The 16,272-nt window shown below is 73.2% G+C and carries 1 protein-coding gene; it reads left to right on the forward strand.

Translation table 11 applies throughout. The features are described from left to right. The coding region (locus tag ACFVJX_RS29330; RefSeq protein WP_385746150.1) for a type I polyketide synthase at positions 1-16,233 on the forward strand (16,233 nt) is incomplete at its 5' end. Positions 16,234-16,272 lie beyond the last annotated feature (39 nt).

Here is a 16,272-nt window from a genome sequence, read left to right on the forward strand (position 1 = left end):
TTCTTCTCGACGGTGACGGGTGACTGGTTGGATACCCGTGGGATGGATGCCGGTTACTGGTATCGGAGTCTTCGGCAGCGTGTGCGGTTCGCTGACGCGGTCGAGGAGTTGTTGCGTCAGGGGCATCGGGCGTTCATCGAGGTCAGCTCGCACCCGGTGCTGACCATGCCGGTCCAGGACATGATCGACCGGACCGCCGAACCGGGCGTCGCCACCGGCACGCTGCGCCGGGACCAGGGTGGCGTGGCGCGCTTCCTGCTCTCCGCCGCCGAGGCCTTCGTGCGCGGAGTCGACGTCGACTGGGCCGGTCACTTCGCGGGCACCGGTGCCCGGCAGGTGGATCTGCCGACGTACGCCTTCCAGCACGAGCAGCTGTGGGCCGTCCCGCCCGTCGCCGTCCCCACGGTCTCCACCGACCCTGCCGACACCGCGTTCTGGGCCGCCGTGGAGCAGGAGGACATCTCCGCGCTGACGTCCGCCCTGGGCACGGACGAGAGCACCGTGGCCGCCGTCCTGCCCGCCCTCTCCTCCTGGCGCAGGAGCCGCAAGGAGCGCTCCACCGTCGACTCCTGGCGCTACCGGGTGTCCTGGAACCCGCTCGGCACGATCCCGCAACACACCCTCACCGGGACCTGGTTGCTGATCTGCGCCGACAGCGACAGCCAGGACGGCCCCGGAACCGACGAAGTGGCCGGCGCACTGGGCGGACAGGGCGCTGAGGTCGTCCGGATCGTCCTGGACGCCTCCTGCACCGACCGCGCGGTCCTCGCCGGGCGACTGGCAGGCGTGGGCGAGGTCACCGGCATCGTCTCCGTACTCGCCGGGGCCGAGGAGCCCGACGAGCGCGCCCCCGTCATGCCCCTGGGCCTCGCACTCAGCGTGTCCCTGGTCCAGGCTCTCGGCGACGCCGGAATCGACGCCCCGCTGTGGTTCCTCACCCGGGGCGCGGTCTCCACCGGCCGCTCCGACGACGTCACGTCCCCCGCCCAGGCCCTGGTGACGGGCGTCGGCTGGACCACCGCGCTGGAACACCCGCAGCGCTGGGGCGGGGTCATCGACCTGCCGCAGACGCTCGACCAGCGGGCGGCGGGCAGGCTCGCCTCGGCCCTTTCGGGAGCCCTGGGCGACGAGGACCAGCTCGCCCTGCGCGCCTCCGGCGTCTTCACCCGTCGCATCGTGCGCGCCTCCGCCGACGAACAGCACCCGGCCCGCGACTGGACGCCACGCGGCACCACCCTCATCACCGGCGGCTCCGGAACGCTCGCCCCCCACCTGGCCCGCTGGCTGGCCGCTCAGGGCGCCGAGCACCTCGTGCTGCTGAGCCGTCGGGGCATGGACGCCCCCGGCGCCGCCGAACTCGTCGCCGAACTCACCGAGTCCGGCACCGAGGCCGCCGCCGTCGCCTGCGACGTCACCGACCGCGACGCCGTCGCCGCACTCCTGGCGGCGCTCAAGGAAGAAGGACGCACGGTACGCACCGTCGTCCACACCGCCGCGCTCATCGAGCTGTACCCGCTCGCCGAGACCACCATGGACGACTTCGCCCGCGTCCTGGACGCCAAGGTCACCGGCGCCCGGATCCTGGACGAACTCCTCGACGACGACGAGCTCGACGATCTGATCCTCTACTCGTCCACGGCCGGCATGTGGGGGAGTGGAGCACACGCCGCCTACGTGGCGGGCAACGCCTACCTCGCCGCACTCGCGGCCCACCGTCGCGCCCGCGGCCTCCGCGCCACGTCCCTCTCCTGGGGCATCTGGGCCGACGACATCAAGGCCGGACGCGTGGACCCGGGGATGATCCGCCGCAGCGGTCTGGAGTTCATGGAGCCGCAGCTCGCCCTGACGGGCCTGAAGCGGGCCCTGGACGACGACGAGACCGCCGTCGCGGTGGCCGACGTCGACTGGGAGACGTACCACCCCGTCTTCACGTCGAGCCGTCCCACGAACCTCTTCGCCGAGATCCCCGAGGTCCGCGCCCTCACCGAGGCCGCCGAACAGGCCGCGGGCACCGTGGTGGAGGGCGAGTTCACCGCACGGCTGCGCGCTCTGACCACCGCCGAGCAGGAACGCACGGTACTGGAGGTCGTCCGGACCGAGGCGATGGCCGTGCTCGGGCTGACGGATCCCGAGGCGCTGCCGGAGCAACGGGCCTTCCGCGACGTCGGCTTCGACTCGCTCACCGCCGTCGCCCTGCGCAACCGTCTCGCCTCGGTCACCGGACTGACGCTTCCCACGACGATGGTCTTCGACCACCCGAGCCCGGCAGCCCTCGCCACCTTCCTGCGCGCCGAGATCGCCGGGGCACAGAGCACCGGGGCACCCACCGTCGCCACCACGGCCGCCACCGGCGACGACCCGATCGTCATCGTCGGCATGGGCTGCCGCTACCCCGGCGGGGTCGCCTCGCCCGAGGAGCTGTGGAAGCTCGCCCTCGACGGCACCGACGCCGTCTCCCCCTTCCCCGCGGACCGGGGCTGGGACGCCGACGGGCTCTACGACGCCGATCCGGACCGGCCCGGCAAGACGTACTCGGTGCAGGGCGGATTCCTCCAGGACGTCGCCGACTTCGACCCGGGCTTCTTCGGGATCTCACCCCGTGAGGCGCTGTCCATGGACCCGCAGCAGCGACTGCTGCTGGAGACGGCCTGGGAAGCCTTCGAGCACGCCGGGATCGACATCGTCTCCCAGCGGTCCAGCCGTACCGGCACCTTCATCGGAGCCAGCTATCAGGACTACGCCTCCAGTGTCGTGGCCAACTCCTCCGAGGGCTCCGAGGGGCACATGATCACCGGCACGCTCTCCAGCGTGCTGTCCGGGCGGGTCAACTACCTCTTCGGTTTCGAGGGACCGGCCGTCACCCTCGACACCGCCTGCTCCTCGTCACTGGTCGCCCTGCACCTGGCCTGCCAGTCCCTGCGCGACGGCGAGAGCTCCCTCGCCCTCGCCGGCGGCGTCAGCATCATGTCCACCCCGAGCGCCTTCGTCGGATTCAGCCGGCAGCGCGCACTGGCCGCCGACGGCCGCTGCAAGGCCTACGCCGAAGGCGCCGACGGCATGACCCTCGCCGAGGGTGTCGGGCTCGTCCTGCTGGAACGGCTCTCCGACGCCCGCCGCAACGGTCACACCGTGCTCGCCGTCGTACGCGGCTCGGCCGTCAACCAGGACGGGGCGTCCAACGGACTGACCGCCCCCAACGGCCCCTCGCAGCAGCGCGTCATCCGCCAGGCACTGGCCAACGCCGGAGTCGAGGCACGCGAGGTCGACGTCATCGAGGGCCACGGCACCGGCACCGCGCTGGGCGACCCCATCGAGGCGCAGGCCCTGCTCACCACGTACGGACAGGACAGGGACACCGAACGCCCCCTGCTCCTGGGCTCGGTGAAGAGCAACATCGGCCACACCCAGATGGCATCCGGCGTCGCCAGCGTGATCAAGATGGTGCACGCACTCCGGGAAGGTGTGGTCCCGAAGACCCTCCACATCGACGCACCCTCCTCGCACGTGGACTGGTCATCCGGCGCCATCGACCTGCTGACCGAGCGGACCGACTGGCCCGACACCGGCAGGCCGCGCCGCGGTGCCATCTCCTCGTTCGGACTCAGCGGCACCAACGTGCACACCATCCTCGAAGAGGCTCCGGCCGAGGAGCCCGCCGCAACGGCGGTGCCCCGCGACGGCATCGTCCCCCTGGTGGTCTCCGGCCGGAGCGACTCCGCGCTGCGCGCCCAGGCCGGGCGACTGCTCGACCTCGTCGAGGAGCACCCGGACATCGCCCTCGCGAACCTCGCCTACTCACTGGCCACCTCCAGGGCCGGCCTCGAACACCGTGCCGCCGTGGCGGCGGGAGAGCGCGACGAACTGCTGCGCGGACTGCTGGCGCTGCGTGACGGACTTCCCGGTCCGGGCGTGGTCCAGGGCTCCACGGGCCGCGGCCGAACCGCGTTCCTGTTCACCGGACAGGGGAGCCAGCGACCGGGCACGGGTCGCGAACTGTACGAGCGGTTCCCGGTCTTCGCCGACGCGCTCGACGCCGTACTCGCCCGGATGGACGGAGAGCTTGACCGGCCGCTGCGCGAGATCCTCTTCGCGGCCGAGGGATCGCCTGAGGCGGACCTGCTCGACCGCACCGGCTACGCCCAGCCCGCCCTGTTCGCCGTCGAGGTGGCCCTGTTCCGGCTCCTCGCTTCCTGGGGCGTCACCCCCGACCACCTGGCAGGCCACTCCGTCGGAGAGCTCGCCGCCGCACACGTGGCGGGCGTCTTCTCCCTGGAGGACGCCTGTGCCCTGGTGGCGGCACGCGGCCGGCTGATGCAGGCGCTGCCCGAGGGCGGCGCGATGTTCTCCCTGGAGGCGGCCGAGGACGAGGTCCTGCCGCTCATCGAGGGACACGAGGACGCGGTGTCCATCGCCGCCGTCAACGGCCCCAGGTCGGTCGTCGTCGCGGGCGTCGAGGACACCGTCGTCGACATCGCCTCCGCGATCGCCGCCCTGGGCCGCAAGACCAAGCGGCTCAACGTGAGCCACGCCTTCCACTCACCGCTCATGGACGGCATGCTCGACGACTTCGCCCGCGTCGCGGGCAACGTCGACTACCACCCCCCGGTGATCCCGCTCGTCTCCTGCGTCACAGGTTCGCTCGCCACCGAGGACCTGGTGTGCACACCGGAGTACTGGGTCCAGCACGTACGCCGGGCCGTCCGCTTCGCCGACGGGATCAACTGGCTGTCGGCCCAGGCCGGAGTCCGCACGTTCATCGAGCTGGGTCCCGACGGCGTACTCAGCGGCATGGCCCGGGAGAGCCTGACCGACGAGCCCCGAACCGTCCTGCTCCCGCTGCTGCGCGCGGGACGCCCCGAGGAGCGCACGCTCACAACCGCCCTCGCCGGGGCGTACGCGCAGGGCGTGGACATCGACTGGAACGAGTACTTCGCGGGCTCCGGCGCCCGCCGGATCGCGCTGCCCACCTACGCCTTCCAGCGCGAGCGCTACTGGCCCGAGCCCGCCGCCGCCGCCGTCGCGGCCCCGAACGCGGCGGACTCCGAGTTCTGGTCGGCGGTGGAACGCGACGACGTCGGCGCGCTGACCGCGTCGCTGGGCCTCGACGACGCGACCGTCACCGCGATGGTGCCGGCCCTGTCCGCATGGCGCCGCCGCCGCGACGAGGAGTCCGCGGTGGACGCCTGGCGCTACCGGGTGACCTGGAAGCCGCAGGCCGGGTCCACCGCGCCCCGCACGGTCGGTGGCCGCTGGCTCGTACTCGCGCCGGCTCCCGGGGAGGACGCCCAGTGGTCCGCCGATGTGGTGGCCGCCCTCGCCACGCAGACCGTGACCTGCGAGGTGACCGGTCCTGACCGCACCGTCCTGGCCGAACGGCTCGCCGGACTCCGCGGTGAACACGGAGAGTTCGACGGCGTGCTGTCGCTGCTCGGCCTCGCCGACCACGAGAGCGCAACCCGCACCGGAGTGCCGGACTGCCTCCTCCTGACCACCGTCGCCGTACAGGCGCTCGGCGACGCCGGGATCGACGCACCGGTATGGGCCGTCACCCGCGGTGCGGTCTCGGTGGGCCGTTCCGAGCCCGTCGTCGGCCTCGACCAGGCCGCCGTATGGGGTCTCGGACGCGTCATCGCCCTCGAACAGCCCGGACGCTGGGGCGGCTGCGTCGACCTGCCGGACCAGCTCGACACGTATGCCGCGCGCAGGCTGCGCGGGGTGCTCACCGCGGCGTCGGGCGAGACGGAGGCCGCTGTGCGCGCCTCCGGCGTCTTCGTGCGCCGGCTCGCCCCCAGCCCCGCCGACCGGTCGACCGCCAGGCCGTTCGAGCCTTCCGGCACCACCCTGATCACCGGTGGCACCGGCGGCCTCGGCCGACACGTGGCCCGCGGCCTCGCCCGCGCCGGGGCGGAGCACCTGCTGCTCGTCAGCAGGCGTGGCGAGAACGCCCCCGGCGCCGACGAGCTGCGGAGCGAACTGACCGGGCTCGGCGCCCGCGTCTCCCTCGCTGCCTGCGACGTCGCCGACCGCGCCGCGCTCGCCGAGCTGCTCGACTCCGTCCCCGACGACGTCCCGCTCAACGCCGTCATCCACACGGCGGGGGTCGTCGACGACGGTGTGGTCGACACGCTGACCACCGACAGCCTCCGGTCCGTCTTCGACCCCAAGGTCGCCGCCGCGCGGCACCTGCACGAACTGACCGCCCATCTGCCGCTGTCCGCCTTCGTCCTCTTCTCGTCCACCGCAGGCGTCTTCGGCGCGGCGGGCCAGGGCAACTACGCGGCGGCCAACGCCTGGCTGGACGCCCTCGCCGAATACCGGCGGGCGAACGGCCGGACCGCGCTCTCCGTCGCCTGGGGCCCCTGGTCCGGTGCCGGCATGGTTGCCGACGCGGCCGAGATCGAGACCCGGGTACGACGCGGCGGCTTCGAGCCCCTCGCACCCGAGCCCGCCGTACGGGCCCTGCTGCGCGGGATCGAACAGGACGACACCGTCCTCGCGCTCGCCGACATCGACTGGGCCCGCTTCGTGCCCGCCTTCGCCACCGCTCGCCCGCTGCCGCTCATCGACGACCTGCCCGAGGTCCGGCAGCAGCGGTCCGCAGGCCCCGCCGCCGCTGCCGGCGGCGAGTCCGAGCTGCGGCAGCGGCTCGCGGCACTCCCCGACGCCGATCGCGGCGCCTACGTGCTCGACCTGCTGCGCACCCAGGTGGCAGCCGTGCTCGGACACAGCGACGCCGGTGCGATCGAGGAGGACCGGGCCTTCCGGGACCTGGGCTTCGACTCGCTGACCACGCTCGAACTGCGCAACGCGCTGGTCGCCGTCACCGGGCTCGGCCTCCCCGTGTCCCTCGTCTACGACCGGCCGACCCCGCGCGACATGGCGGACTTCCTGCTCGGCGAACTGCTCGGTTCGCTGCCCGAACCGGCCGCCGCCGCGCCGGCGGGCACCGGCCGCCTCCTCGACGACGACCCGATCGCCGTCGTCGGCATGAGCTGCCGCTTCCCCGGCGGGGTCTCCTCGCCCGAGGAGCTGTGGCAGCTGCTCGAAGAGGGCCGCGACGGCATCACCCGGTTCCCGGACGACCGCGGCTGGGACATCGAGGCGCTCGGCGCCGGTGCGTCGGACACCCTCGAAGGGGGATTCCTCACCGGAGTGGCCGACTTCGACGCCCGGTTCTTCGGCATCTCACCGCGCGAGGCACTGGCCATGGACCCGCAGCAGCGCCTGCTGCTGGAGGCCACCTGGGAGGCGCTGGAACGCGCCGGGATCGACCCCACTGCCCTGCGCGGCTCCACCACCGGCGTCTTCGTCGGCACCAACGGGCAGGACTACCCCACCCTGCTGCGCCGGTCCCTCTCCGACGTCCAGGGCTACGTGGCCACCGGCAACACGGCCAGCGTCATGTCCGGCCGGCTCTCCTACGCACTCGGGCTGGAGGGCCCGGCCGTCACCGTCGACACCGCCTGCTCCTCCTCGCTGGTCGCGATGGACTGGGCGGGCAAGGCCCTGAGCGCCGGTGAGTGCTCCCTGGTGATCGCCGGCGGCGTCTCCGTGATGTCGAGCCCCGACTCCTTCGTGGAGTTCTCCATCCAGGGCGGACTGGCCCCGGACGGCCGCTGCAAGCCGTTCTCCGACAGCGCGGACGGCACCGCCTGGTCCGAGGGCGTCGGCATCCTCGTACTCGAACGGCTCTCCGACGCCGTGCGCAACGGACACGAGGTCCGCGGCATCATCCGCTCGACCGCCGTCAACCAGGACGGCGCGTCCAACGGACTGACCGCCCCCAACGGCCCCTCGCAGCAACGGGTGATCCGGCAGGCACTCGCCGACGCCGGACTGACCACCGCCGACATCGACGCCGTCGAGGCCCACGGCACCGGCACCACCCTCGGCGACCCGATCGAGGCCACCGCTCTGCTCAGCACCTACGGGCAGGACCGCGAACGGCCGCTGCTGCTCGGCACGGTCAAGTCCAACATCGGTCACACCCAGGCCGCCGCGGGTGTCGCGGGCGTCATCAAGATGCTGATGGCGATGCGGCACGGCGTACTGCCCGAGTCCCTGCACATCGGCACCCCCTCGGCACACGTGGACTGGAGCGCGGGCGCGGTACAGCTGCTGACCGAGCCGACCGCGTGGCCCGAGACCGGCCGCCCGCGCCGCGCCGGAGTCTCGGCGTTCGGAGTGAGCGGCACCAACGCACACGTCATCGTCGAGCAGGCACCGGCCGTCGAGCAGGCGACGCAGGAGGAGACCACCGAGCGCCCCACACCCGCCCTCGTGCCGTGGACCGTCTCCGGCAGGAGCCGCCAGGCGCTCCAGGCACAGATCGACCGGCTCACCTCCTTCGCCGCACTGCGCACCGACCTGTCCCCGCTCGACATCGGCCGTTCGCTCGCCGGGGACCGCTCGCTCTTCCCGCACCGTGCGGTGCTGCTGGCCGGAGCGGACGGTGTACGGGAGAGCGCCCGCGGCACCGCGGGCCGCGCCCCCGGCAAGTCCGCGTTCCTCTTCTCCGGCCAGGGGAGCCAGCGCGGGGCCATGGGCCGCGAGCTGTACGACCGCTTCCCCGTGTTCGCCGAGGCGCTGGACGCCGTCCTCGCCCAACTGGACACGGAACTCGACTTCCCGCTCAAGGAAGTGCTCTTCGCCCTCCCCGGCACCTTCGAGTCCGAGCTGCTCGACGAGACCGGCTGGACCCAGCCCGCGCTCTTCGCGGTCGAGGTGGCGCTCTTCCGGCTCGCCGAATCGTGGGGCCTCACACCGGACTTCGTCGCCGGGCATTCCATCGGTGAGATCACCGCCGCCCATGTGGCCGGAGTGTTCTCCCTGGCGGACGCCTGCAGGCTGGTCGCGGCCCGCGCCACCCTGATGCAGGCGCTCCCGCAGGGCGGCGCGATGGTGGCGCTCCAGGCCACCGAGGACGAGGTGGCGCCGCTGCTGGACACCGAGGTGTCGATCGCCGCGGTCAACGGCCCCCGCTCGCTGCTCGTCGCGGGAGCCGAGGAGGCGGTGCTGGAGCTCGCCGAACTGTTCGCCTCCGACGGCCGCCGCACCGCGCGGCTGAGGGTCTCGCACGCCTTCCACTCGCCGCTGATGGACCCGATGCTCGCGGACTTCGCCCGCGTCGCCGAGGGCATCGCCTACGAGGAGCCCCGCATCCCGGTGGTCTCCAACCTCACCGGCCGCCTAGCCGAGGCCGCCGAACTGTGCTCCCCGGCCTACTGGGTGCGCCACGTACGCGAAGCCGTACGGTTCGCCGACGGGATACGCACCCTGCGGGACGCCGGAGTCGCGACCTTCGTCGAACTCGGCCCCGACGGGGTGCTGTCGGCCCTGGCGCAGCAGAGCCTGGAAGGTGCCGAGCCCGCACCCGCTGTCGTTCCGTTCCTGCGCAAGGACCAGGACGAGGAAGTGGCCGTCGTCACCGCGCTCGCCGCCCTGCACGTCCATGGCGCGGGACCGGACTGGTCCGCGTTCTTCGGGGGACTGGGCGCCAACCGCGTCGAACTGCCGACGTACGCCTTCCAGCGCGAGCGTTACTGGCCGGAGCCCGCTGCCCGCACCGCCACCACAACCCCCGACCCGGCGGACACCGCCTTCTGGTCCGCCGTCGAGCACGAGGACGTCGGGGCACTGGCCTCCTCGCTGGGCCTGGACGGTGACACCGTCACCGCGATGGTGCCTGCCCTGTCCGCCTGGCGCCGCCGCCGCGGGGAGCAGTCCGCGGGCGCTGCCTGGCGCTACCACGAGACCTGGAGTCCGCTGCCCGCGCCGGTTGCGCGGAACCAGGGCTCCTGGCTGGTACTCCTGCCGGCCGGCGACACACCCCCGTGGGCGACCGCCGCAGCCGAGGCGCTCGGTGACGACGTCGTACGCGTACCCGTGACCGCCGACCTGCTGGGCCCGCTGGGCACGGCGTGTGCGGACCGGGACGCGGCAGGATTCACCGGAGTCGTGTCGCTGCTGGCCACCACCGCGGACGCCACCGGCCTGCCGCCGGACCACGCCTGGCCCGAGGCGCTGCTCGCGGCGCTCGCCGATGCAGGCATCGACGCACCGCTGTGGTGCGCCACACGGGGAGCCGTCTCCACCGCCCCCGACGAACCGCTGCTGAGCGCCGGACAGGCAGCCGTCTGGGGACAGGGCCGGGTCATGGCACTGGAGCACCCCCGACGCTGGGGCGGGCTGATCGACCTCCCCGAGACGGTCGACGAACCCACGGGCACGGCCTTCGCCGCGGCTCTGGCCGGCGGCGGACGCCAGGACGGCGAGGACCAGATCGCGATCCGGGCCACCGGTTCCCTCGGCCGCAGGCTGGTCCGTACGACCGCCACCGCGGCCAACCCGGCCGGCGATGTCTGGCGGCCCACCGGCACGGTGCTCGTCACCGGTGGCACGGGCGCCATGGGCGGTCTGACCGCCCGTCGGCTGGCCCGTGAGGGCGCCCAGCACCTCGTACTGACGGCCCGGCACGCATCGGACCTCGACGGGGCCGCCGCGCTCGAAGCCGAACTGCGAGAGCTCGGTGCCCAGGTGACCCTGGCCGTGTGCGACGTGTCCGACCACACCGCGCTGACCGCGCTCCTGGCCGCCATCCCCGATGACGCGCCGCTGACCGCGGTGATCCACGCGCAGGACGAGGCCGACGGCATCGGCACCGGAAGCGCGGGCCTCACCGCCGCGCTCGCCGGAGCCGTCCAGCTCGACGCCGTACTGGCGGACCGGCCGCTCGACGCCTTCGTCCTGTGCGGCACGATCGCCGCCTCCTGGGGTGTCCGGGGCCAGCAGGTACCCGCCGCACTCGGCGCGTACCTCGACGCCCTGGCCCGGCAGCGCCGCGACCGGGGAGCCACCGCCCTCGCCGTCTCCTGGGGTGCCTGGGCCGACCTGGCCGACGACTCCACGGCCGCGCACCTGCGGATGAACGGCCTGCCCGTCCTGGACACCGACACGGCACTCGGCGCGCTCGGCAGGGCGGTCGCCGACGGCGAGGCCGCGGTCACCATCGCCGACGTGCGGTGGGAGACCTTCGCGCCCACCCTGGCCGAAGCCCGCCGCACCGCGCTCCTGGACGGTCTGCCGGAGGCCCGCAGGGCCCTCGACACCTCCGACCAGGACCGGGAGGACGAGCGGTCCGCGGCCGACGTCTACCGGCAGCGGCTGACCGCGCTGCCCGACGGTGAACGCGACGAGGCACTGCTCGCCCTGGTCACGGCAGAGGCCGCCGCGGTCCTGGGGCACACCGGCACCGACGTCGTCGAATCCGATCTGCCCTTCCGCGACCTCGGCTTCGACTCGCTGACCGCCGTCGACCTGCGTAACCAGCTGACCGCCGCCACCGGCGTCACCCTGCCGGCCACCCTGGTCTTCGACCACCCCACCCCGGCCGAACTCGCCCGCCACCTGCGGAATCTGCTGCTCGGCGAACTTCCCGACGCGACGGCCCCGCTCGTCGCCACCGCGTCGGCCGGTGACGACCCCGTCGTCATCGTCGGCATGGCGTGCCGCTACCCGGGCGGCGTCGGATCCCCCGAGGACCTCTGGCAGCTCGTCCTGGACGAGACCGACGCCGTGGGAGAGTTCCCCACCGACCGCGGCTGGGACCTCGACACCCTGCTCGGCGGGCCGCCGGAGGGCGGCCGCGGCCGCAGCACCACCGGGAACGGCGGATTCCTCTACGACGCCGCCGACTTCGACCCCGCCGTGTTCGGCATCTCGCCGCGCGAGGCCATCGTGATGGACCCGCAGCAGCGCATCGTGCTCGAAGCGGCGTGGGAGGCGCTGGAGCGGGCGGGCATCGACGCCGCGACCCTCAAGGGAAGCACCACCGGCGTCTACGTGGGCGGCGGCAGCGGTGACTACCGGCCACCGGCCGAGGCCGGCCAGTGGGAGACCGCCCAGTCGGCGAGTCTCCTCTCCGGCCGGATCGCCTACTCCTTCGGCCTGCAGGGACCCACCGTCTCCGTCGACACCGCGTGCTCCTCCTCCCTGGTCGCGCTGCACCTGGCGGCCCAGGCACTGCGCTCCGGCGAGTGCTCGATCGCGCTGGCGGGCGGTGTGACCGTCATGGCCACCCCGGCGGGCTTCGTCGAATTCAGTGCCCAGGGCGCACTCTCCACCGACGGCCGCTGCAAGGCGTTCTCGGAGGGCGCCGACGGCACCGGCTGGTCCGAGGGCGTGGGCATGCTCGTCGTCGAGCGCCTCTCCGACGCCCGGCGCAACGGCCACCACATCCTCGCGGTCCTGCGTGGTTCGGCCATCAACCAGGACGGTGCCTCCAACGGGCTGACGGCGCCCAGCGGGCCCGCGCAGCAGCGGGTGATCCGGCAGGCCCTCGCCAACTCCGGTCTGCGGACGACCGACGTGGACGCCATCGAGGCCCACGGCACGGGCACGAAGCTGGGCGACCCCATCGAGGCCCAGGCCCTGCTTGCCACCTACGGCCAGGACCGCGACCCCGAGCGCCCGGTGCTGCTCGGTTCGCTGAAGAGCAACATCGGGCACACCCAGGCCGCCTCCGGTGTCGCGGGTGTGATCAAGATGGTGATGGCCATGCGCCACGGCACCCTGCCGAGGTCGCTGTACGCCGAGACGCCTACCTCACAGGTCGACTGGACCGCCGGACACGTCCGGCTGCTCACCGAGCCCGTCGCCTGGCCCGCATCGGGCCGCGCGCGCCGCTCGGGCGTCTCCTCGTTCGGAGCCAGCGGTACGAACGCCCACGTCATCCTGGAGGAGGCACCGACCGCCGAGCCGGCGGCCGCCGCACCCGACGATCCGGCCCACCGGCCGTCCGCGCTGCCGGTCCTGCTGTCCGGCAAGTCCGCGAACGCGCTGCGCGAGCAGGCCCGCCGCCTGCTCACCCGGCTCACCGCGGGGACGGACACCTCCCTGACGGACCTGGCGTACTCGCTGGCCACGACCCGCACGGTCTTCGACCACCGGGCCGCTGTCACGGCCACCGACCACGGCGCACTGACCGACGCGCTCGCCGCCCTGGCCGCGGGCGGCACCGACGCCGCCCTGGCCGAACACCATGTGGAGCGCGCGGGCAAGCGGGCCTTCCTCTTCTCCGGCCAGGGCTCACAACGAGTGGGCATGGGTCGCGAACTGTACGGACGCTTCCCGGTGTTCGCCCGGACGCTGGACTCCGTGCTGGACCTGCTGGACGCGGAATCGGGTCGTTCGCTCCGTGAGGTGATGTGGGGCGACGACGCCGAGGCGCTGAACGAGACGGGGTTCACCCAGCCCGCCCTGTTCGCGGTCGAGGTGGCGCTGTTCCGGCTGGTCGAGTCGTGGGGCGTGAAGCCCGACTTCGTGGCCGGTCACTCGATCGGTGAGATCGCCGCCGCCCATGTGGCGGGCGTGTTCTCGCTGGAGGACGCCGCCCGGCTGGTGAGCGCACGCGCCTCGCTGATGCAGGACCTGCCGCCCGGCGGTGCGATGGCCGCCGTCCAGGCGACGGAGGACGAGGTGCTGCCGCTGCTGTCCGGCGAGGTGTCGGTCGCCGCGGTGAACGGGCCGTCCTCGGTGGTGATCTCCGGCGCTGAGCAGGCTGTGCTCGACGTCGCGGCCCGACTGGCGGAGCGAGGACGCAGGACGACGCGGCTCCGTGTCTCCCACGCCTTCCACTCGCCGCTCATGGAGCCGATGCTCGACGCGTTCCGCTCGGTCGCCGAAAGCCTCTCCTACAAGGCACCGCGCATCGCGGTCGTCTCCAACCTGACCGGCGCACCGGCCGCCGCCGAGGAACTGTGCACGCCCGACTACTGGGTGCGTCACGTCCGTGAGGCGGTCCGCTTCGCCGACGGTGTCCGGGCGCTCGCCGAGCGCGGGGTGACCACGTTCCTGGAGCTCGGCCCGGACGGCGTACTGTCCGCCATGGCCCAGGAGAGCGCGCGCGAGGGCGCCTTCACGGTCCCGGTCCTGCGCAAGGACCGCGGCGAGGAGACCACCCTCGTCTCCGCGCTCGGCCGGCTCCACGTCCACGGCGTGCGCGTGGACTGGCCGCAGTTCTTCGCGGGCACCGGAGCCCAGTGGCTCGATCTGCCCACGTACGCCTTCCAACGGGGACGGTTCTGGCCGGACGCCATGCCCGGCGTCACCCCGGCCGTCGTCCCCCAGGAGACGGCGACGAGTGACCGTGCCTTCTGGGACGCGGTGCAACAGGAGGACTTCGACTCACTGGAGTCCACTCTCGACGTCGAGTCGGACGCCTTGTCGAAGGTGCTGCCCGCCCTGATGGACTGGCGCAGGCAGCAGAACGACGAGTCGGTCATGGAGGACTGGCGCCACCGCGTCATCTGGAAGGCCCTGGCCGGCGGAGCCACCGCCAACCGGAAGGCCCTCACGGGCACCTGGCTGGCCGTGGTACCCGCCGAACAGGCCGAGGACCCCTGGGTGTCCGCCGTACTCGACGCCCTGGGCACCGACGTCGTACGCCTCGCCGTGGCAGGACCCGACCGGGCCGCATTCGCCACCGAACTGCGCACCCTGGCCGAGGACGGCCCCCGCCTCACCGGGGTCCTCTCACTCCTCGCGCTGAGGGAGACCGCCCTGGGCAGCGTGCCCGAGGGCATCGCCCTCACCGCGGTACTTCTCCAGGCACTCGGTGACGCGAAGATCGGCGCACCTCTGTGGTGCGTCACGCGGGAAGCCGTCTCGGTCAACCGGGCGGACACGGTCCACCACCCGCTGCAAGCCGGCGTGTGGGGGCTCGGCAGGGTCGCCGCGCTCGAGTACCCGGAGCGCTGGGGCGGTCTGATCGACCTGCCCGCAGCACTCGACGAGCGGACCGCCGCGGGTCTCGCCGGAGCACTGGCGGGTCTCGACGGGGAGGACCAGATCGCGGTACGCACCTCGGCGGTCCTCGCCAGGCGCCTCGTACGGGCACCGGGGAAGCGGCCCGCGCGCACCTGGGCCCCGGACGGCACCGTGCTGATCACCGGTGGCACCGGCGCCCTCGGCGGGCACGTCGCCCGGCGGCTCGCCAAGGACGGTGCCCAGCACCTGCTGCTGCTCAGCCGCAGCGGTCCCGACGCACCGGCGGCCGAACGCCTGCGGGAGGAACTGGACGGGCTCGGCACCTCGGTCACCATCGCCGCCTGCGATGTCGCGGACCGGGACCAGCTGTCCGCGGTACTCGCGGACATCCCGGCGGAGCACCCGCTCACCGGAGTGGTCCACGCGGCCGGGGCCCTGGACGACGGTGTCCTCGACCGGCTCACCCCTGAGCGGTTCGAAACCGTGTTCCGGTCGAAGGTCACCTCGGCCGTCCTGCTGGACGAGCTCACCCGTGGAGCGGACCTCACGGCGTTCGTGCTCTTTTCCTCCGCCTCGGCGGCCGTGGGCAACCTCGGCCAGGGCAACTACGCGGCGGCCAACTCGGTCCTGGACGCACTCGCCGAACAGCGCAGGGCACAGGACCTCCCGGCGACCGCGGTCGCCTGGGGAGCCTGGGGCGGTGGCGGAATGGCAGAGGGAACTGCGGCCGAGGAGGCCGCCGACCGCGCCGGGGTCGGGGCCATGGACCCCGAACTGGCCTGCGAGACCATGCTCCGGCTGGTCATGGAGCCCGAGCCGACCGCAGTGGTCGCGGAGGTCTCACTTGACCGCTTCGTCGCCGCTCTCGGCACGGCACGGCCGAGTCCGCTGCTGCGCGAACTCCCCGGATACGACCGCATGGTCGCCGCCACCGCGGCGCCCGCGGACACCGCGGCGGAAGGTGGCCTGCGGTACCGGCTCGCGGCGATGTCGGCGAACCGGCGGCTCGAATCCGTGGTGGACCTGGTCCGCACCCAGGCCGCGCAGGTCCTCAGCTACCCGGACACCGACGCGGTCGGCGCCGAACGGTCCTTCCGGGACCTCGGGGTCGACTCGCTGGGAGCCGTGGAACTGCGCAACCAGCTGAACAGCGCCACCGGCCTCAGCCTCTCCGCGACCCTCGTCTTCGACCACCCGACACCCACCTCCCTCGCCGAGCACGTACTCGGGCAGCTCATGCCCGAGGGCGAGACCGGGACCGACGGTGAAGAGGCGGAGATCCGGGCCCTGCTGGCCTCGGTGCCACTGGCGCAGCTGCGGGACATCGGAGTGCTGGAACCCCTGCTCCAGCTGGCGGGCCGGGGCGCGAACACCCCGGCGGAGAACGACACATCGGACGAGTCCATCGACTCGATGGCAGTGGCAGACCTGGTCCGGGCCGCGCTCAACGGCCAGTCCGACCTGTAGCGCGAGAGTGACGGAGCAGACGATGAACGCCTCTACCCA

Source organism: Streptomyces sp. NPDC127177 (genome assembly GCF_042672475.1).
Classification (GTDB): Bacteria; Actinomycetota; Actinomycetes; order Streptomycetales; family Streptomycetaceae; genus Streptomyces.